We start from the raw sequence: 19,546 nt of genomic DNA, 5'->3' as shown, positions 1-19,546 counted from the left end.
CGCGTGCCGGGGCCACCCTTGTGAAGGGTCTCCCTTGACTTCCAGCGCAGCTTCATCCGCTTCATCCGCTCTCACCACGTCTTCTGCCCTCTCCGCGCTCGCTCCCTACGGGTGGGACGACGCGTGGGCGGAGGAGTTCGCCCCCCACGAGCCCGACGGGCTGCTGCCCGGCCGGGTGATCCGGGTCGACCGCGGGCAGTGCGACGTGGTCACCGCCGACGGGATCGTCCGGGCGGACACCGCGTTCGTCACCCCGCACGACCCGATGCGGGTCGTGTGCACCGGCGACTGGGTCGCCGTCGACCCGGCCGGCCACCCGCGCTACGTACGGACGTATCTGCCACGCCGTACCGCCTTCGTGCGCTCCACCTCCTCCAACCGGTCCGAGGGGCAGATCCTCGCGGCCAACGTCGACCACGCGATCATCGCCGTGTCGCTGGCCGTCGAACTCGACCTCGGCCGCATCGAGCGGTTCCTCGCCCTGGCCTGGGAGTCCGGCGCGCAGCCCCTGGTCGCTCTGACCAAGGCGGACCTCGTGCCGGACCCGGCGACGCTCGGGCATCTCGTCCAGGACGTCGAGACGGCCGCACCGGGCGTGCCGGTGCTGCCGGTCAGCTCCCTGGACGGGGCCGGACTGGAGGTCCTGGTGGCCGTCGTCTCCGGCGGTACGTCCGTGCTGCTCGGCCAGTCCGGTGCGGGCAAGTCGACGCTCGCGAACGCGCTGCTGGGCGAGGACGTCATGGACGTACGGGCCACCCGGGACGCGGACGGCAAGGGCCGGCACACCACGACCACCCGCAACCTGCTCGCCCTGCCCGGCGGCGGAGTCCTCATCGACACGCCGGGGCTCAGGGGAGTCGGGCTGTGGGACGCCGAGAGCGGGGTCGGACAGGTCTTCTCCGAGATCGAGGAACTGGCCGCGCGCTGCCGGTTCCACGACTGCGCGCACGAGAGCGAACCGGGGTGCGCGGTGCTCGCCGCCATCGAGGACGGCGAACTGGCCGAGCGGCGGCTCGACAGCTACCGCAAGCTCATGCGGGAGAACCAGCGGATCGTCGCCAAGACCGACGCACGGCTCCGCGCCGAGATCAAACGGGACTGGAAGCGGAAGGGGGCGCAGGGCAAGGCGGCGATGGAGGCGAAGCGGGGGCGCTGGGCGTGACGAGACGGACGTAGGGCGGCCGGAGGGGCAGCTCGGCGTCCGATTTCCGCCAGCCACGGTCCTGGTCCTGGCCCACACTGGATGACGTGATGGACGAGGACACCAGGTACGAAGCGGTGCGCAGCCGGGACGGCCGGTTCGACGGCGAGTTCTTCTTCGCCGTCGAGACGACCGGCATCTACTGCCGGCCCAGCTGCCCGGCGGTGACGCCGAAGCGGCACAACGTCCGCTTCTTCGCGACGGCCGCCGCCGCGCAGGGCTCCGGATTCCGGGCCTGCCGGCGGTGCCGGCCGGACGCCGTGCCCGGCTCCGCCGACTGGAACGTACGGGCGGACGTGGTGGGCCGGGCGATGCGGCTGATCGGCGACGGTGTCGTCGACCGGGAAGGCGTCGTCGGGCTCGCCGCACGGCTCGGCTACAGCGCCCGGCAGGTCCAGCGCCAGCTCACCACCGAACTCGGCGCCGGACCCGTCGCCCTCGCCCGGGCCCAGCGGGCCCACACCGCGCGCGTCCTGCTCCAGACGACCGCCCTGCCGGTCACGCAGATCGCTTTCGCGTCCGGCTTCGCCAGCGTGCGCCAGTTCAACGACACCATGCGGGACGTGTACGCCTCCACGCCCAGCGAACTGCGGGCCGCCGCTCCGCACGGCGGCCGGCCCTCCCGCCGCACGGCCACCCCGACTGCCGGGATCCCGCTGCGGCTCGCCCACCGGGGCCCGTACCGGTCCACGGCCGTCTTCGACCTGCTGGCGGCCGAGGCGGTGGCCGGTGTCGAGGCGGTCGCCGGGTCACCCGGGCGACGCACGTACCGCCGCACCCTGCGCCTGCCCCACGGCACCGGCATCGTCGCCGTCGACGAGCGGCCCGGCGCCGCGAGGGCCACGTCCGGCGCCCATCCGGGCGGCTGGCTGGACGCCCGGATCCACCTCACCGACCCCCGCGACCTGACCACCGCCGTACAGCGGCTGCGCCGGCTCTTCGACCTGGACGCCGACCCGTACGCCGTCGACGAACGGCTCTCCACCGACGCACGGCTCGCCCCGCTGGTCGCCGCCCGGCCGGGACTGCGGTCGCCGGGCACCGCCGACCCGGAGGAGCTCGCCGTGCGGGCCCTGGTGGGACGGGCCGAGGCGGAACGGCTGGTCCAGCGGTACGGCAAGACGCTGGACGCCCCCTGCGGCAGCCTCACCCACCTCTTCCCGGAACCGGCCGTCCTCGCCGGGGCCGAACCCGAGGGCACCCTGGGCGCCCTCACCACCGCCCTCGCCGACGGCGCCCTACGACTGGACGCGGGTGCCGACCGCGACGACGCCGAGGCGGCCCTGCTCGCCCTGCCCGGCCTGGACGCCCGCACCGCCGCCACCATCCGCAGCCGCGCCCTGGGCGACCCGGACGTGGCGCCACCCGGCCCGGCCACCCCCGACAGCTGGCGCCCCTGGCGCTCCTACGCCTGGCAACACCTGCTCACGGCAGGAGAGTTGGAGTACCGATGACCGCCGCAGTACCGACGACCACCGCAGTACCGACACCCACCGCAGTACCCATGACCAGCACGGCACTGATTACCCCGGCAGTACCGATGAGCACCGGAGCCCCGATGAGCACCGACACGCACTACACCACCCTCGACAGCCCGGTCGGGCAACTTCTCCTCACCGCCGACCCGGACGGCGTTCTGACCTCCCTCTCCGTGCCCGGCCAGAAGAACGGCCGTACCCTCCAGGCCGGTTGGCGGCACGACCCGGACCTCTTCCGGGCCGCCGAGGAGCAGATCACCGCCTACTTCGCCGGTGAACTCAAGGAGTTCCGGCTGGAGTCGCGAGGCGAAGGCAGCGACTTCCGGGAGCGGGTCTGGGCCGCCCTCGACACCGTCCCCTACGGCGCGACCACCACGTACGGCGAGATCGCCGCCCGCATCGGTGCCTCCAGGGCCGCCGTACGGGCCGTCGGCGGCGCGATCGGCGCCAACCCGCTGCTGATCCTGCGGCCCTGCCACCGGGTGATCGGGGCCGACGGCTCACTCACCGGGTACGCGGGCGGGCTGGAGCGCAAGACGAGGCTCCTCGCTCTCGAAGGCATCCTGTGAGCGTCCTCCGAGCGAGCTAAGCGTTGTCCTCCAGTCCCCAGCTGTGGATCCGCCGCGGATGGACGCGGATGACCTCCTCGCTGAAGTGCGGGCCCAAGTCGTGTGGACCCGTGAGGAGTTCGGCCTCGCCCCGGATGTCGATACCGCGGACCTTCCACGGCTTCAGGCTCACGATGTCGTCGACGACCAGGGCGACCTTCGGGTTCTGACGGAGGTTGCGCCACTTCTTGGTGCGGCCCATCGCGAAGCCGCCGATCAGGATGGTCCCGTCGGGCCGGGGGTGGAAGCCGACCGGGTTCGCCTGGGGCTGGCCGTGCGGGTCGACGGTGGCCAGCCGCCCCAGGCGCTGGGAGCTGAGGTACGCGCGCTCGGCCTCGCTGAATTCGGTCATGGCAGCCACCCAAACACTTCGGGCCCGCCCCGCGCATCGGATTCTCGCCCTGGTTCCCGGGGCCCACGACGGCCGAGACGCCGTACGGGATTCGCGGGCTTACGCCGATCGGGAAACGAAGGCGTCCGCCTCCCGCCGGGTCGGGAGCCGGCCGGCTCAGCCCCACAGCACCGCGCCCAGCCACGCACCCATGATCAGCAGGCAGGTGAACAGCTCCGCCAGCACGCTGGAGCCCCCCGAGCGCATCGCCGTACGCAGGGCCGCCATCGCCTCGCGGTGCCGGCCGAGCCGGAGCCGTTCGCACAGGTAGATGCCGCCCATGAAGCCGGGGATCGCGCCGAGCACGGGGATCAGGAAGAAACCGACGAACGCCCCCACACCGGCGTACACGCCCATGCGTACGGTGGCGCCGCCCGCCCGCAGCCGTCGGGGTGGCAGCGCCCAGCGCACCACCTGGGAGAGCAGCAGCGCGACGGTCGTGGCCACCAGGACCGCCCAGGCGAGCGGCTGGGGATCCTTCAGCGCCCACCACATGACCGCGGCCCACACCAGCCACGATCCGGGCACGCCGGGCACCAGCACTCCGCCCACACCGAACAGAAGGACCAGTCCGACCAGCAGGAGATCCACCACTCCCATCTGTCCAGAGTGCCGGAGGCCGGCCGAAGGCGCAGGTCAGGGCGCGGGCCTACGCCGTCCATCGGCACGTCGGGGGAGGGGTCCGCCCGACCGCTCGTGTCGTATGGCCGTTCGGCGACTCACTCGACACGCCTTTCGATGATCCGTGCGCCGCCCGGATTTTCCGGATGCCCCGTTTTCATATGGCCCGCGCGGTGGACAATTAGGGGCATGAAACAGCAGGGGGGAAAGCCCAGCGGTCACGAGGACGACTGGTGGGGGCAGCTGTACGACGACACCACCGAGGACACGGGCCCCACACCCACGCCCGACTCACTGGACGACCGGTTCGCCTCGGCGGCGGGGACGGTGGAGGGGCGCGGCGCGGCTCCGGGGGAGGACGAAGGCGGAATCCCGGCGCAGCGTCCCGGCGACGCCGCCGCCACGGAAGACGCGACGCCTGCGGCGGGGGCCGGGTACGCCGGTTCTGGTGGGGGTGCGGAGGGCGGGGCCGCCGGTCCAGGTTCCGGTTCTGGCGGGGGCGCGGGGGACCGGGTTGCCGGTCCGCCTTCCGGTACTGCTGGTGGCTCGGAAGACGTGGTTACCGGGCCGCGTCCCGGTGCCTTCGGCGTTCCGGTAGGGGAAGGCCCTGTGTCCCGGTCCGGTCTCGGCGATGCTCCGGAAAGAGGAGATCCCGCCTCCCGGTCAGGTGCCGCCGGTTCTCCCGGCGTCGGGGCGACCGCGCCGCGAGCCGGTGGTACCGGGGCGGTCGATGCCCCGCGGCGCGCGGGGTTCGCAGGGCTGCGGGCCCCCTGGGAGCCACCGCCCGACCCGCCTCCGGGGCCCGCGACCTTCCCGCCCGAACCCAAGCCGCCGGGATCCGCCGAGCAGCCGCCACCCTGGGGCCGTGCGGCCACCGCGACCGGTGGCCGTACCTCCACGCAGCCCCCCACCACAACCGTCCCGGCCTCGCGGATGTCCCCGGACACACCCCCGCCCCCGTCCGCGCCCCCTCCGCCACCGCCCCCCTTCGGCCCGCCGCCGCCCACGGCTCCGCCCGAACGGCGGGACACCGAGGCCGACGCGCGAGCCGTCGACGACGAGCCGGAGCAGGACATGCTGCGGGGAGCGCCCGCCGGGGGAGACGCCGTAGGCACTGCGAGCCCCGTCGGTTCCGCGCCGAGGCGGGCGCCCTGGGAGGCGCCTGCCACGGTCGAGGGCGCCGCCTCCGCATCCTCCCCGGCGCGGGAGGCCGCCGACGCCCAGGACAGCAGCCCCGGAACCTCGCTTCAGGGCAGCTCCGGCGACCCGCGAACCCCCCTTCGTACCGCGACCCGAGTCGACCTCCCCGTCCCGCCGCCGAAGTCCGTCGGCTACGTCGGCTCCGGGCCCCCCACCTACGAGGCCGAACCCACCGCGCTGCCGCCGGCCGACCCGGACGATCTCGACGACCTGGTCGCGGACACCGTGCTGGACGGGGCCCGGTACGGGTCCTCCACGCTGCGGGCGTCCTCGGTTCGGGGGGACTCCGCGCGCTACCGGGGTGAGCCGCGGCGGGATTCCCTGCTCACGGCACGCTTCGGGGCGGGGGAGGACGCGCTGATCCTGGTCGCGATGGCGACCGGCGCGCGGGCCACGCCGGGTGCGCACCGGGCGGCCGCCGAGGCGTGTCACTGGATCGGGCGGGCCGTGGGCCGCAGCCACGTCAGGCTCGCCGAGGACATAAGGGCGGGCCGGCGCGGGGACCTGAAGTCGGGTCTGCACCGTCTTACCGACCGAAGCCTCGGCAAGCTCCGGGCCAGCGCGGCCGAGCAGGGCATCGAACCGGAGGAGTACGCCGCAGCCCTGCGCTGCCTGCTCCTGCCCGCCGACCCCGAGTGCCGCACGCGTGTCTTCTTCGGCGTCGGCGCGGGCGGGCTGTTCCGGCTGCGCGGCGGCGAGTGGCAGGACATCGAACCACGGGTCTTCGACGTCCCCGGCGAGCCGGTCGTCGGTTTCGGGTCCCTGCCCGCCGAGACCCCCGAGGGAGACCGGCTCACCATGGACCTCGGCATCCCGACACCCCCGAGCCCGTACGAACCCGCCCCCGAGCCGCCCCGCGAACCCTTCCGCTTCCGCGCCTCGGTGGCCCGGCCGGGGGACACGCTCCTGATGTGCACCGACGGCCTCGCCGAGCCGCTGCGCGGCGAACCCGAACTGTGCGGGTATCTCACCGGCCGCTGGTCCGGGCCCACCCCGCCCGGTCTCGCCCAGTTCCTCGCCGACACCCAGGTCAGGGTCAAGGGGTACGCGGACGACCGTACGGCCGCCGCCGTCTGGGAGGCGTGACACCCGGCCCTCAGCCGGTCCTCTCCACCCACTGGCGCGAGATGTCGTACCAGTAGCGCGGCAGTCCCCTGATGGAGCTCGTGCGGAACGGCCGGCCGTCGTCGTCGATGCGGACGGTGCCGGTGCGGCCCTGGGAGGCCCAGTCCAGCTCCAGGTACCAGCGGCAGTCGCAGCCCTCGGTCCGCGCGGTGACGAGCAGGACCTCGGGGTCCTCGACGGAGACGCGGTACGGCAGGCGCATGGCGGGAATCGGCGTGCCCGTGTCGCCCCCTCGACGGGGCGGGCGAGGGGGCGGTCGATGTCCAGGCCGACGTCGAAGCAGCGGGGGGTGACGGCTCCGCCGCAGCCCTGGTCCATGGAGTAGGCGGTGCCGGGGGCGGGGTCGGCGCGTCCGACGACCCGTACCCGCAGCGCCTCCAGGATCACGGCCGCGGAGGTCCGCCCCTGCACCGAGATCCGTACGTTCGTGTCGTGCCCGTGCACCGCGTTCTGGGTGCCCGCCCAGGTGCCGGCGTCCTGTGGGGCGGGAGGCGGAGGTACCTGCCGGGGCTGCTTGCCGATGACGTAGTCGTGGCCGCAGCCCAGCGCCCAGACCTGGGAGTCGGCGGTCCAGGTGAGGGGGACGGAGGGCACACCCCCGCCGTCCTGCTCGTGACTTCCCGAGGGGCCGCGGCTCTCCGCCGGCTTTCCGGAGGGCTTCGTCGTCGTGCCGTCGGCCGAGGGCGACCCGAGGCTGACGGAAGGGCTCGGCGACGCGGTCGGGGGGAGGCCCGAGGTCCCCGGCGCGGTCGCACGGGACGGGGCGCGCGCAGGCCGCGCGGGCGGCCCCGGTTTCCGCAGCGTGGGCGCCCGGTGAGACTGGTTCCTGCTGAGCTTCCGCGTGAGGAACCAGCGGGTTCCGGCCAGTTTCGCGAGCCGCGGAAGGCGGTCCCTGCGCGCGGACACCCACCTCGTGAATCAGCTCCGACGGCACCTCGACGTCGAGCACCAACTGCCCCACCTGTGCGTCGAGTACGGCAAGGTCGGCAGCCCGGAATCGGTAGACGGGCCCATCGCCGGCGGTCCGGACGTCCGTGAGGTGCGTAGGCTCGAAGCCGTGCGGGACGGCCCGGTGACAGCCGCCGCCAGGAGCGGACACACCGCCTCGCGCCCGCTCGCCGGGGCGCGGCAGGCAGGTGGCGGTTGCGCCGGTGGATCCCTTTCAGGGGCCACGTCCCCGCCATCGGAACCCGCTCGACGACCAGGGCTTTCTCCCACACCGTGCCGGGTGTGAAGAGCTCGTAGGCGGCCTCCGATGCCTCACTCACCGGGCCGCACCAGCCGTCGCAGGGTGCGTTCATGCCCTCAGGGGCGCCTCATGAGGGTCTCAGGAATCCTCAAGGATGGCCGAACACCTGGTCGTTGACGATTCGACATGACTGCCGCCAGTCCCACAGGGGCATGGATCCTCGTGAACGTGTTCGAGCAGGAGGGGAACCGACATCGGCACGCGGGCGGGGGTCATGAAGAGGCAGGTACGAGGAGGCGGTCCCATGGCAAGAGGGGCCTTCTCGGCGGACACAGTGGAGGACAAGGCCGACAGCGCCATGGACGAGGCGCCGGCACCGCAGCTCAAACGCAGACTCGGGCGGGCGGACCTGAGGGCGGTGCCCGAGTCGCGCAGAGCACTGCGCGAGCTCTTACGGCACTGGGGCAGGCCCGGGCGGGCCGAGGTCGCGGAACTGCTGACCAGCGAGATCGTCACCAACGCGATCATCCACACCGACCACGACGCGCTGCTGACGGCCACCGTCGGACCGCGTGGTCTGAGGGTGGAGGTGCGGGACTTCGTCTCACGCAGGCCCAGACTGCGCGTACCGAACGCCGACGACGGTACGCACGGCCGGGGCCTGCTCCTCGTGCAGTCCCTCGCGGACGCGTGGGGCGTGCGGGTGCACGGGGTGGGGAAGGCGGTGTGGTTCGAGCTGGACGCGGGCGTCGCCTGAACCACCGCGTGAACGCCAAACGGGACGGGGTGCGGCTCCTGCGAGCCGCACCCCGTCCCGTGAAACCGTTTTTGCCTCTAGCCGAACTGCTGCTCCAGGTCCTTCAGCTTGCGCTCAAGGGAGTCGAGACGCGGCAGCGCCATGGTGTCGTCCTCCGCGGTGAGATCCACGGTGATGGGATCAGATCCGCTGCGGACGGGCTGCAGGGAGGGCCGCTGGCGTGCGGGGGGCAGTTGCTCCGGCGATATGGCAGGCTCCGCGGTGGTCCGGTCCGACGGGGCCCGCTCCAGCGTCGCCTGCGCCTCCAACTGCCGGCCACGGCCGACGAATCCGCGGTGGCCCCGGCTGATCGCCTTGAGCTGCGCGCGCTCCACCCGCTGCTCGCCGCGCCGGCGAAGTCGGGCCGCTTCCTTCTCCCGCTGGTCCTCGCGGACCTCGTCGACCGCCTCGTCCAGGCTGCGCACGTTCTCCAGCAGCATCAGCGACCACGCCTTGTACGTCTCACGGGGCGCCCGCAGCCAGCGGACGACGCGGATCTGCGGCAGCGGACGCGGCACCAGACCCTGCTCGCGCAGGGCGGCCCGGCGGGTCTGCTTCAGCGCGCGGTCGAACAGTACGGCCGCCGACAGGGACATGCCGGAGAAGAACTGCGGTGCGCCGTCGTGGCCGAAACCCCTGGGCGCGTGCACCCAGTTGAACCAGGCCGCGGCACCCGCGAACGTCCACACGAGTATCCGGGAGCCGAGCGCCGCGTCACCGTGGCTGGCCTCGCGCACCGCGAGCACGGAGCAGAACATCGCCGCGCCGTCCAGGCCGAACGGGACCAGGTACTCCCAGCCGCCGGACAGGTTGAGGTTCTGCTGGCCGAAGCCGACGAGGCCGTGGAAGGAGAGGGCGGCGGCGACCGCCGCACAGCAGAACAGCAGCACGTAGGAGGCGGTGCCGTATATGGCCTCCTTGCGCCTGCGGCGCTCCTCGCTGCGCTCCCACGAGTCGTCCGCGCGCGCGTCCTTCCCCGAGGTGCGCTTGCCACGCGCCAGCACCGCAACCGCCGCCAGCATGCCCAGGAGCAGTACGGCGCCCGGAAGCAACCAGTTCAGCGATATGTCGGTCAGTCTCATCTGGGGTCCCTTGCATTGGGATAGGGCGTAACGCCCGCCATAGTGGCCCAATCCCAACGGCCCTCAGGCGTTTTCGGGGCAAGAGGCCGCCAAGGAAGTGCAAGGGGATGCCCAGGGCGGCTTTCTGCTCGAACTGCCGCTTGAGGGGCGGGAGTTGAGTTCGAATAAGACTACCCGTACGGGTGGTTCCACGGAAAGTTCCCGCGGCCCGTGAGGAAAATGTGAAGTGCCTGTAACCAGGGGGCGTCTCAGTCGTGAGTGATCTTACGGGACGCCTGATTCCGGCTCGGACTGAGGGTCCCTCAACTCGCCGCGAGGGCCGTCAGCTTGGCCACGCGGTCCGCGTCGCAGGTGCGCGGACAGGTGGCGCAGGTGTCCTCGGGCTCCAGTGTGTAGAACATGCAGCAGCTCGCCCGGTCCCGGGTCGGCAGCGACTCGCCGTTCGGTCCGGTCAGCCGGCGGAACGCCGCCGAGCCCACGTACGGCCTGGTCGATCCCGGCAGGAGCAGTTCCAGCTCGTGCTCGGCCCGTCGCCGCTCGCTCTCGCCGAACAGTCCGGCGACGAACCACAGGCCCTCGACGATCTCGTCCGTCACCATGCCCCACAGGGCGCGGCCACGGCGTCGCATCCGCGGTCCGAAACCGGCCAGCACCGGTTCCATGTGCTCGGCGACCGCCGCCCGCACCTCGGCCCGCAGTGCCTCCTCGCCGGGAACCACCCGGGCGCCGGGCAGCGCTGCCGCCGGGTCGTCCGGCAGACAGGCGAAGGGGCCGGGGCGCACCGCGAAGGACATGGGGCCCCTGGTGCGGTCGTACGAGACATGCGTCACGGGGTAGCGCGGGACGCGGCGCTGCAGGAACCACGGCGCGGTGATCAGGAGGCAGGCGGGCCAGGCGTACCGGTGCAGACCGAAACTGGCGATCACGTCCGGGCGGCCGGGGCGGCCGTGGTCCCGCAGTACCTGTGCGTCGTCCCAGGCCAGGAATGCGTCGAGTCCGGGTCCGGCCTGCGCGAGTTCGGTCGCGGTGACCCAGCCGTCACCGGTGGGGAGCCGCTCGCCCGGGTGCAGTTCCGTGACTGTCAGGCTTGGAAGGGCCTTGGTGAGGTGTGTGTAGGCGTGAGCGACCGCCGAGCGGGGGGTGGACGGCGGGGCGGGCGGCAGGGCTGGCATCCGGGACCATCGATTCGGGGGCGCTTGGAGGTAAGGCTTACCTTACCCAAGGTCCTGGTCATGGGAACTGTCGGGTTATGCCCTAATCTGCTTGACGGGTGAGTAACAACCCGCCGTAATGACCCCAAGTACCGACACGTCCGGAGGAGGACCCCGTGGAGCAGGGCGCGCAGTCCGCCGAGACGGGTGTTCCTGGTCTTTCCGGCGTTCCCGCGGACGCCGTCCGGGTGCCGTCGCAGCCTCGGGCCGCGGACGTGAACCGGGAGTGGGGCGCTGCCGTTCCCGGGGCCGTCCGTGGTGAGCACACCCACAGCGAGACGCCCATCCCGCGGGCCCGCCCCGCCGTTCAGCGGTCCTCCGTGCGCGGGCAGATCCTCGACGCCCTGCGCACCGCGCTGGTGGCCGGCGAGCTCAGGCCCGGCGAGGTCTACTCCGCCCCCGCGCTCGGCGAGCGCTTCGGGGTCTCCGCGACGCCCGTCCGGGAGGCGATGCAGCAGCTCGCGCTGGAGGGCGCCGTCGAGGTCGTTCCCAACCGCGGGTTCCGGGTGGTCGAGCGGGGCACGCGCGAGCTGGCGGAACTCGCGGAGATCCGGACGCTGATCGAAGTCCCCGTGATGATGCGTCTCGCCCGTACGGTGCCGGTCGAACGCTGGGCCGAGATGCGGCCCCTCGCCGAGGCGACCGTGCGTGCGGCGTCCACCGGCTGCCCGGCGACCTACGCGGAGTCCGACCGGGACTTCCACCGCGCGGTGCTCGCGCTGTCGGGCAACGAACAGCTGGTCCAGCTCGCCGAGGACCTCCACCGCCGCGCCCAGTGGCCTCTGGTCGGCGCGCCCGCCTCGCGGAAGCGTGCCGAACTGCTGGCCGACGCGGCGGAACACGCCGCCTTGCTGGACGCGTTGATCGCGCGGGATCTGGACGTGGTGCGGTCGCTGGCGGGTGGGCACTTCACGGGGGCTCGCTGAGGGGTGCGGATGCCTGCGGCGGCCTGTGCGGGTGGTGTGCGGTGCGCGTTGCGCCTTTGGGTGCGTGGGGGGTCGGGGCCGTGTCGGGGGGTGTCCGTCCTCGGAACGGCGCGGAATCGGTCACCTACCAACTCGCCGGCGTTGACGCGCCAACCGCTGCGGGCGGACACCCCCCGACACGTCCCCTTGCCGCCGTACGCGGGTGCGGGAGCGGAGCGCGCACCTCTCGACGGCGCGCGACGGCGCGTGACGCCCGTGACGCCCATGACGCCCATGACGGCCGTCACGGCCGTCACGGCCGGGCGAGTGGGACGACGGGTGGAGACCCTCGTCCCTGGTCCTTGCCCTCCGGTTGGGGGGCGGAGCTCGCCGGTTGCCTCAATCTGCCGAGCTGGGACATTGCATCGGTCACCCCAATTCGCCGAGTCGGGCGCCGGGGTGGCGGCCTTCGTCCCTGGTCCCTGCCCATCCGTTGCGGGCGGAGGCCGTCGGACGCCTCGACCTGCCGTGTCGGGTGGGTGGAGGCCGTCCCGAGTCCCCAGCCACCCGCGGGGGGTTGGCTCCCTCCCCCCCCCAGCCGCTGGGGCGCAGCCCTCAGTGTGAGGTTTCCGTTCGGCTGACCGAGTCGGGTGGTGGGTGGGCATAGGTCCGGGGGTTTGGGGGCGGAGCCCCCAAGGGGTGCGCGGCGGTGGTGGGTGGGGCTATGCCGTTGCCGCGGGCGGGGCCGGGGCCAGTTGGCGGGACAGCCAGGTGGGTACGCCCCCGAGGAGGCGGAACAGGCGCCGGGCTTCCTCCCGGAGGTGCGAGGCCTCCGGTTCTACCTCCGCGTCGGCCAGGGACGCCAGTGCCGGTGCCGTTCCGACCAGGTACCCCAACTCCTCGCGGATCCGGAGCGATTCCCTGAAGCCGTGCCGTGCTTCGGCCAACTCCCCTTCTCGCAGGGCGAGTCCGGCGAGGTGGCGCCAGGTGAAGGACAGGAGTAGTGGATCGGAGTGCGCGGTGGCGCCGGCGTGCGCGCGCCGGTACGCCGCGCGTGCCGACTGCGGGGAGTGCGCCAGGTTCTCCGCCAGCAACCCCCGCCGGAAGTCGAGGAGCGCCCGTCCGGGAGCCCCGGGCGGGATCAGCGCCGCGGCCCGGCCGAGTGCCGCCCGGGCCTCGTCGGCGCGGTCCCGGACGCCGTGCAGCGTCGCCGCGTAGGCAAGTTGCCCGCGTTCACAAGCGGCCGCGCCCCGCTCGTCGTCGCCGTGGGCCAGCGCCTCGGCCGTGCGCAGCGCGTCCTCGGCCTGTTCCCAGCCCTGCTCTGTGTACAGGCACCGTTCCACCAGCAGGGAGGCCCGTTGGAGCGCGGCCGGTGCGGTGGTCGGCTGGAGCAGTGCGGCGGCGTCCGTCCAGCAGGCGCGGGAGCGCAGCCGCCATACCGCGGTCTGGAGTGGATCGTCACCGGCGGTCGTTCCGTTACCAGACATGGCGGTATGCGCCACGTTGCCCTCCCCGAGCACGCCATCGAGCTATGAGTGGTGGCGGCATCTCAGCACGGATCGCCCGGCTGGGCCAAGGGGGTGGGTGAAGGATTTCACAAAGTCGTGGGACTCCTGGTAGGCGCGTTGTGCCGTGAGGGGTCAGCTCATTCGCAGTGCCAGGAAGAAATCCAGCTTGTCCTCGAGGCGTGAAAGGTCACGGCTCGTCAACTGCTCGATCCGGCCCACCCGGTAGCGCAGCGTGTTGACGTGCAGGTGGAGGCGGTTCGCGCAGCGGGTCCAGGAGCCGTCGCAGTCGAGGAATGCCTCCAGGGTGGGGATGAGTTCGGCGCGGTGGCGGCGGTCGTAGTCACGGAGGGGGTCCAGGAGGCGGGCGGTGAAGGCCCGGCGGACGTCGTCCGGGACGAAGGGCAGCAGGAGGACGTGGGAGGCCAGTTCCTGGTGGCCGGCCGCGCAGACCCGGCCGGGGCGGGCGGCGGCCACTCTGCGGGCGTGCCGGGCCTCCTCCAGGGCGCCGCGCAGGCCCTCCGCCGAGTGGACCGACGCGCTGACGCCGAGGGTGACCCGCCCGTCGTCGTCGAGGCCGGCCGACAGCGGGTCCCGTACGGCCTCCAGGAGCAGGTCGGCGAGGATCCCGGCTTCCGAGCCGTCGTGCTCCGTGGACACGGCCGGCAGGGGGACGAGTGCGATGGCCTCGTCGCCGGTGTGGGCGACGGCGATCCGGTCGGAGGGCTCCGGTCCCGTCGACAGCGGGTCGACCAGGATCTCCTCGAGGAGGGACTGGGCGATCGGGCCGCCCTCCAGGTCGCCGCCCTGCCACTCGACGCGGGCGACGACCACCTGCCAGTGCGGGGCCGCGCCGAGGCCGGGGAGGAGGACGGGGGCGGCCACGCGCAATCGTGCGGCGATCTCGGCGGGCGCGGCACCCGTCTGCACCAGCTCCAGGACCTCCTGGGCGAGGCGCCGGCGGACCGTGCGCGCCGCGTCCCGCCGGTCGCGCTCGACCGAGATCAGCTGGGTGACGCCCTGGAGCAGGTCCAGCCGCTCCTCCGGCCAGTCCCCGGCGTCCGCCTCGACGGCCAGCAGCCAGTCCGACAGCACGCTCTCGCGCACGTCCCGGGAGCCCTGAGGGGAGCGGCCGCCGCTGCTGTGGACCGGGAAGAGCGAGTAGGTGGTGGTGCCGAGCAGCACGCGATGCGGGCCACGTCGGCCCGTACGGACCGCCGCCAGATGCTCGGCCGCGAGCTTGGCGCACACGTCGGCCGGCAGGGCGGGCCCGGCGACCTTCGAGCCCGCGATGGGCCGCCCGGCGGGGGACAGCACCCAGGCGCGCAGGTCGAGGTCGGAGCCGAGCAGGTCCAGGACCACGTCCGGGCCGCCGCCCGCCGGGCCCGAGGTCATCATCCGCCGGTGCCGGTCCACGACCGCCGCGAGATCACCGGCCCGCTCCCCGGACACCTGGCGTACGACGTGCTCGGTGATGGTCGCGAACGCCACCGACTCGTGCACCGCGAAGAGGGGGAGGCGGTGGCGCGCGCAGGCCGCCACCAGATCGTCCGGCACGGCCCCGAGTTCGGCCTCCCCGGCCGCCAGCGCGGCCACCTGGGCCTGCACCAGGAGTCGTACGAACGGTTCGGAGTCGGTGGCGTCCCGACGCCAGGCCAGGCCGGTGAGGACCAGCTCTCCGCCGGAGAGGTAGCGGCTGGGGTCCTTGAGGTCGGTGGTCATCACGCCCCGCACGGTGCGGTCCAGCTCGTCCTCGCCGCCGAGCAGCCGCAGGCCCAGCGCCTCGGTGTCCAGCAGTGCGCGCAGCCGCATTTCTCGTCGCCGCCGTTCTTTTTTGTCTCGAAATCTACGATGGGTCGTGAGGGTCCCCGGACGAGGTGTCCGTCCGGCGGTGGACGAGCCGGGCTCGCCGCTCCGGAGCCGCTTTCCGGTCGTGTTCCAGGTCACACGGGGTGTGCCACGCGTTTCCGCAGGAAAACGAGGAGGTTGCCGATGACCTCCTTTCATACGAATCTACAAGATGACCGCCCTGGCCAGCCAACTCCTTCATGGTTTCCGTGACTGACCCGGTCGGCGCACGGCGCTGTGTACTGGCCTCACTCCGCGTAAACAGCACATGAACGAGCCGGGACCGCCGCACACGGATTGGCTCGATCTGTACGACCCACGAGACGAAGAAGAAGAGAGCCGGTCATGGACTTCCTTCGCCCCGCCAGCTGGGAGGAGGCGCTCGCCGCGAAGGCCGAGCACCCCACCGCTGTGCCGATTGCGGGTGGCACCGACGTGATGGTCGAGATCAACTTCGACCACCGCCGGCCCGAGTACCTGCTCGACCTCAATCGCGTCGGCGACCTCGACGAGTGGGAGGTGGGCGAGGACAGTGTGCGGCTCGGGGCCTCGGTCCCCTACGCGAAGATCATGGAGAACCTGCGCGGCGAACTGCCGGGTCTCGCACTCGCCTCGCACACCGTCGCCTCCCCGCAGATCCGCAACCGCGGCGGCGTCGGCGGCAATCTCGGCACCGCCTCGCCCGCCGGTGACGCCCACCCCGCCCTGCTGGCGGCGGGCGCGGAGGTCGAGGTCGAGTCGGTGCGAGGATCGCGCCGCATTCCTATCGACGCGTTCTACACCGGCGTGAAGCGCAACGCGCTGGCGCCCGACGAGCTGATTCGCGCGGTGCACATCAACAAGGCGGACGGGCCGCAGCAGTACTCGAAGGTCGGTACACGCAACGCCATGGTCATCGCCGTGTGTGCGTTCGGGTTCGCCCTGCACCCGCGGACGCGGACCGTGCGCACGGGGATCGGCTCGGCCGCCCCCACCCCGGTCCGGGCCAAGGCCGCGGAGGAGTTCCTGAACGCCGCGCTGGAGGAAGGCGGCTTCTGGGACAACGGGAAGATCATCACCCCCTCGGTCGCCAAGCAGTTCGCGGACCTGTGCGCCGGCGCCTGCAACCCGATCGACGACGTCCGCGGCACCGCGAGCTACCGCCGCCACGCGGTCGGCGTCATGGCCCGCCGCACCCTGACCTGGACGTGGGAGTCCTACCGCGGCACCGACGGTCGGACACAGCAGAAGGGGAGCGCCGCGTAATGCGTGTCAATTTCACGGTCAACGGCCGTCCGCAGGAAGCCGACGACGTGTGGGAGGGCGAGTCCCTGCTGTACGTGCTGCGGGAGCGGCTCGGCCTGCCGGGTTCGAAGAACGCCTGCGAGCAGGGGGAGTGCGGGTCCTGCACCGTCCGGCTGGACGGCGTGCCCGTGTGTTCCTGTCTGGTCGCCGCGGGGCAGGTGGAGGGCCGTGAGGTCGTCACCGTCGAAGGGCTCGCGGAGTTCGCCAAGCAGCGTGCCGAGCGTGGGGGTTGTGCGAGCGGTGCGTGCGGTACGTCCTTGCAGGATGCTCGGCAGTGGGCCGCCGCGGGGCATGACTCGCAGGCCGGTGAGGGCACCGAGCTCTCCCCGGTGCAGCAGGCGTTCATCGACGCCGGCGCCGTCCAGTGCGGCTTCTGCACGCCGGGTCTGCTGGTCGCCGCCGACGAGATGCTGGAGCGCAACCCGAACCCGACCGACGCGGACATCCGCGAGGCGCTGTCGGGCAACCTGTGCCGGTGCACCGGCTACGAGAAGATCATGGACGCGGTCCGCCTGGCGGCCGCCCGACAGGGAGAGGCGGTCTGAGCATGCCGAGCAACGGCGCCCCCATCGGGACTCCCACCAAGGTCACCCAGGGCTCGAAGACCAAGGGCGGCATCGGCGAGTCCACGCTCCGCCCGGACGGCACCCTCAAGGTCACCGGCGAGTTCGCGTACTCGTCCGACATGTGGCACGAGGACATGCTCTGGGGGCAGATCCTGCGTTCCACGGTCGCGCACGCCGAGATCGTCTCGATCGACACGAGCGACGCCCTCGCCCTGCCCGGCGTCCACGCCGTCATGACGTACGACGACCTGCCGACCGGCGTGAGGAACTACGGCCTGGAGATCCAGGACACCCCGGTCCTCGCCCACCGCAGGGTCCGTCACCACGGCGAGCCGGTCGCCATCGTCGCCGCCGACCACCCGGAGACCGCGCGACGTGCCGCGGCCAAGATCAAGGTCGAGTACCGGGAGCTGCCCGTCATCACCGACGAGGCCTCCGCGACCGCGCCGGACGCGATCCTGATCCACGAGGACCGCGACGACCACCACGTCGGGCACGTCCCGCACCCGAACATCGTGCACCGCCAGCCGATCATCCGCGGTGACGTCGCGGCGGCCCGGGAACGCGCCGACTTCGTCGTCGAGGGCGAGTACACCTTCGGCATGCAGGACCAGGCATTCCTCGGCCCCGAGTCGGGCCTGGCCGTGCCGGAGGAGGACGGCGGCGTCCACCTCTACATCGCCACCCAGTGGCTGCACTCCGACCTGCGCCAGATCGCGCCCGTGCTCGGTCTGCCCGAGAGCAAGGTACGGATGACGCTGTCCGGCGTCGGCGGCGCGTTCGGCGGCCGCGAGGACCTGTCCATGCAGATCCACGCCTGTCTGCTGGCGCTACGCACGGGCAAGCCGGTCAAGATCGTCTACAACCGTTTCGAGTCCTTCTTCGGGCACGTCCACCGCCACCCGGCCAAGCTGTACTACGAGCACGGGGCGACCAAGGACGGCAAGCTCACCCACCTGAAGGCGCGGATCGTCCTGGACGGCGGCGCGTACGCCTCCGCCTCCCCGGCCGTCGTCGGCAACGCCGCCTCGCTCGGCGCCGGCCCCTACGTCGTCGACGACGTCGACATCGAGGCCATCGCCCTCTACACCAACAACCCGCCCTGCGGCGCCATGCGCGGCTTCGGCGCGGTCCAGGCGTGCTTCGCCTACGAGGCGCAGATGGACAAGCTCGCCGACAAGGTGGGCATGGACCGGGTCGCGTTCCGTCAGCTCAACGCGATGGAGCAGGGCAGCCTCATGCCCACGGGCCAGACCGTCGACTCGCCCGCCCCGGTCGCCGAACTCCTGCGCCGCGTCAAGGCGATGCCGATGCCGCCGGAGCAGCAGTGGCTCGCGGCCGGCGAGGCCGCCGACGTCCGCCAGCTGCCGGGCGGCCTGTCCAACACCACCCACGGCGAGGGCGTCGTCCGCGGTGTCGGCTACGCGGTCGGCATCAAGAACGTCGGCTTCTCCGAGGGCTTCGACGACTACTCGACCGCGCGCGTGCGGATGGAGGTCGTCGGCGGGGAGCCGGTGGCCACCGTGCACACAGCGATGGCCGAGGTCGGTCAGGGCGGTGTGACGGTGCATGCGCAGATCGCCCGTACCGAGCTGGGCGTCGCCCAGGTGACGATCAAACCGGCCGACACCCAGGTGGGCAGCGCCGGTTCGACGTCCGCGTCGCGTCAGACGTACGTCACCGGTGGCGCCGTCAAGAACTCCTGCGAGCTGGTACGCGAGAAGGTCCTGGAGATCGGCCGCCGCAAGTTCGGTTCCTACCACCCCGCCTGGGCGACGGCGGAACTGCTGCTCGAAGGCGGCAAGGTCGTCACCGACGGCGGTGAGGTCCTGGCCGACCTGGTCGACGTGCTCGACGGCGAGGCCGTCGAGGTCGAGGCCGAGTGGCGGCACCGTCCGACGGAGGCCTTCGATCTGCGTACCGGCCAGGGCTTCGGCCACGTCCAGTACACCTTCGCCGCACACCGCGCGGTCGTCGAGGTCGACACCGAACTCGGCCTGGTCAAGGTCATCGAACTGGCCTGCGCGCAGGACGTCGGCAAGGCGCTCAACCCGCTGTCCGTCATCGGCCAGATCCAGGGCGGCACGACCCAGGGGCTCGGCGTGGCGGTCATGGAGGAGATCATCGTCGACCCGAAGACCGCGAAGGTCAAAAACCCCTCCTTCACGGACTACCTGATCCCCACCATCCTCGACACGCCGACCATCCCCGTCGACGTGCTCGAACTCGCCGACGACCACGCCCCGTACGGGCTGCGCGGTGTCGGCGAGGCACCCACCCTGTCGTCGACCCCGGCGGTCCTCGCCGCCATCCGGAACGCGACGGGGCTGGAGCTCAACCGCACGCCGGTACGTCCGGAGCACCTCACCGGAACGTAACCGTCCGGGGGTTGAAGCAGTGAGTTTCTCCTGGGGGACCGCGTCCCCCAGGACCCCCATCCGTTCGTCTCGGGCCGTCCCCCGGGTCGTGCACCTCCCCAAAACCCGCCCGTCGCCGCAGGCGACCCGCGGGTGTCCCTATGAACCTTGGGAGCAGG

15 protein-coding genes and 1 pseudogene are annotated in these 19,546 nt (G+C 72.5%); 9 read left to right on the top strand and 7 right to left on the bottom strand.

Going from position 1 to position 19,546, the window contains the following annotated elements:
- Positions 1-34: 34 nt before the first annotated feature.
- The 3 genes from rsgA (at position 35) to ACWBNA_RS19290 (ending at position 3,248) form a co-directional block, all read left to right on the top strand.
- Complete coding sequence (rsgA, locus tag ACWBNA_RS19300) at positions 35-1,162, top strand: ribosome small subunit-dependent GTPase A (RefSeq protein WP_482705655.1); 1,128 nt, start codon at positions 35-37, stop codon at positions 1,160-1,162.
- An 89-nt stretch (positions 1,163-1,251) separates the two neighbouring features.
- Positions 1,252-2,655, top strand: coding sequence for an AlkA N-terminal domain-containing protein (locus tag ACWBNA_RS19295; RefSeq protein WP_482705712.1), 1,404 nt, complete (start codon positions 1,252-1,254; stop codon positions 2,653-2,655).
- A 104-nt stretch (positions 2,656-2,759) separates the two neighbouring features.
- Entirely contained in the window at positions 2,760-3,248 is a 489-nt protein-coding gene (locus tag ACWBNA_RS19290; RefSeq protein WP_482705654.1) for a methylated-DNA--[protein]-cysteine S-methyltransferase, read from the top strand.
- 16 nt (positions 3,249-3,264) lie between these two features.
- Here ACWBNA_RS19290 and ACWBNA_RS19285 read toward each other — a convergent pair whose 3' ends face one another.
- Entirely contained in the window at positions 3,265-3,639 is a 375-nt protein-coding gene (locus ACWBNA_RS19285; RefSeq protein WP_482705653.1) for a PPOX class F420-dependent oxidoreductase, read from the bottom strand.
- Positions 3,640-3,795: 156 nt separating this feature from the next.
- Positions 3,796-4,278, bottom strand: a complete 483-nt coding sequence (locus tag ACWBNA_RS19280) for a DUF456 domain-containing protein (protein ID WP_482705652.1) — start codon at positions 4,276-4,278, stop codon at positions 3,796-3,798.
- 954 nt (positions 4,279-5,232) lie between these two features.
- Here ACWBNA_RS19280 and ACWBNA_RS19275 point away from each other — a divergent pair.
- Positions 5,233-6,585, top strand: a complete 1,353-nt coding sequence (locus tag ACWBNA_RS19275; protein WP_482705651.1) for a protein phosphatase 2C domain-containing protein — start codon at positions 5,233-5,235, stop codon at positions 6,583-6,585.
- Between the two features lie 10 nt (positions 6,586-6,595).
- Here the strand turns inward: ACWBNA_RS19275 and ACWBNA_RS19270 are convergent.
- A pseudogene (locus tag ACWBNA_RS19270) lies at positions 6,596-7,410 on the bottom strand (transcriptional regulator); the annotation flags it as partial.
- Between the two features lie 707 nt (positions 7,411-8,117).
- Here ACWBNA_RS19270 and ACWBNA_RS19265 point away from each other — a divergent pair.
- Positions 8,118-8,570: an ATP-binding protein gene (locus tag ACWBNA_RS19265; RefSeq protein ID WP_482705650.1), complete on the top strand. Its 453-nt coding sequence runs from the start codon at positions 8,118-8,120 to the stop codon at positions 8,568-8,570.
- Between the two features lie 77 nt (positions 8,571-8,647).
- Here the strand turns inward: ACWBNA_RS19265 and ACWBNA_RS19260 are convergent, their stop codons facing one another.
- Both ACWBNA_RS19260 and ACWBNA_RS19255 read right to left on the bottom strand, forming a co-directional pair.
- The gene (locus ACWBNA_RS19260; protein WP_482705649.1) at positions 8,648-9,691 is read right to left on the bottom strand and encodes a DUF2637 domain-containing protein; all 1,044 of its coding nucleotides are present in this window, start codon (positions 9,689-9,691) and stop codon (positions 8,648-8,650) included.
- A 302-nt stretch (positions 9,692-9,993) separates the two neighbouring features.
- Entirely contained in the window at positions 9,994-10,863 is an 870-nt protein-coding gene (locus ACWBNA_RS19255; protein WP_482705648.1) for a (2Fe-2S)-binding protein, read from the bottom strand.
- Positions 10,864-11,018: 155 nt separating this feature from the next.
- Here ACWBNA_RS19255 and ACWBNA_RS19250 point away from each other — a divergent pair, with 155 nt between their 5' ends.
- Positions 11,019-11,828 (top strand): GntR family transcriptional regulator, encoded by an 810-nt coding sequence (locus tag ACWBNA_RS19250; protein WP_482705647.1) that lies wholly within the window; start codon positions 11,019-11,021, stop codon positions 11,826-11,828.
- A gap of 701 nt (positions 11,829-12,529) precedes the next feature.
- Here the strand turns inward: ACWBNA_RS19250 and ACWBNA_RS19245 are convergent.
- Together ACWBNA_RS19245 and ACWBNA_RS19240 are read right to left on the bottom strand one after the other, a co-directional pair.
- A complete protein-coding gene (locus ACWBNA_RS19245) occupies positions 12,530-13,309 on the bottom strand; it encodes a hypothetical protein (protein ID WP_482705646.1) in 780 nt (259 codons plus the stop codon).
- Between the two features lie 138 nt (positions 13,310-13,447).
- Positions 13,448-15,124, bottom strand: a complete 1,677-nt coding sequence (locus tag ACWBNA_RS19240) for a PucR family transcriptional regulator (RefSeq protein ID WP_482705645.1) — start codon at positions 15,122-15,124, stop codon at positions 13,448-13,450.
- A 381-nt stretch (positions 15,125-15,505) separates the two neighbouring features.
- On the opposite strand from ACWBNA_RS19240, the gene ACWBNA_RS19235 reads away from it, so the two are divergent.
- Genes ACWBNA_RS19235 through ACWBNA_RS19225 form a run of 3 tightly spaced genes read left to right on the top strand, consistent with a single transcriptional unit; the run spans position 15,506 to position 19,388 of the window.
- Positions 15,506-16,405: an FAD binding domain-containing protein gene (locus ACWBNA_RS19235; protein WP_482705644.1), complete on the top strand. Its 900-nt coding sequence runs from the start codon at positions 15,506-15,508 to the stop codon at positions 16,403-16,405.
- Complete coding sequence (locus ACWBNA_RS19230) at positions 16,405-16,989, top strand: (2Fe-2S)-binding protein (RefSeq protein WP_482705643.1); 585 nt, start codon at positions 16,405-16,407, stop codon at positions 16,987-16,989. The genes ACWBNA_RS19235 and ACWBNA_RS19230 overlap by 1 nt, the downstream gene beginning before the upstream one ends.
- 2 nt (positions 16,990-16,991) lie before the next feature.
- Positions 16,992-19,388 carry a xanthine dehydrogenase family protein molybdopterin-binding subunit gene (locus ACWBNA_RS19225; protein ID WP_482705642.1) on the top strand — a complete coding sequence of 799 codons (2,397 nt, stop codon included), beginning with the start codon at positions 16,992-16,994 and terminating at the stop codon, positions 19,386-19,388.
- Positions 19,389-19,546 lie beyond the last annotated feature (158 nt).

Source organism: Streptomyces sp. Q2, assembly GCF_056820935.1.
This window is presented reverse-complemented; position numbering and strand designations above follow the sequence as displayed.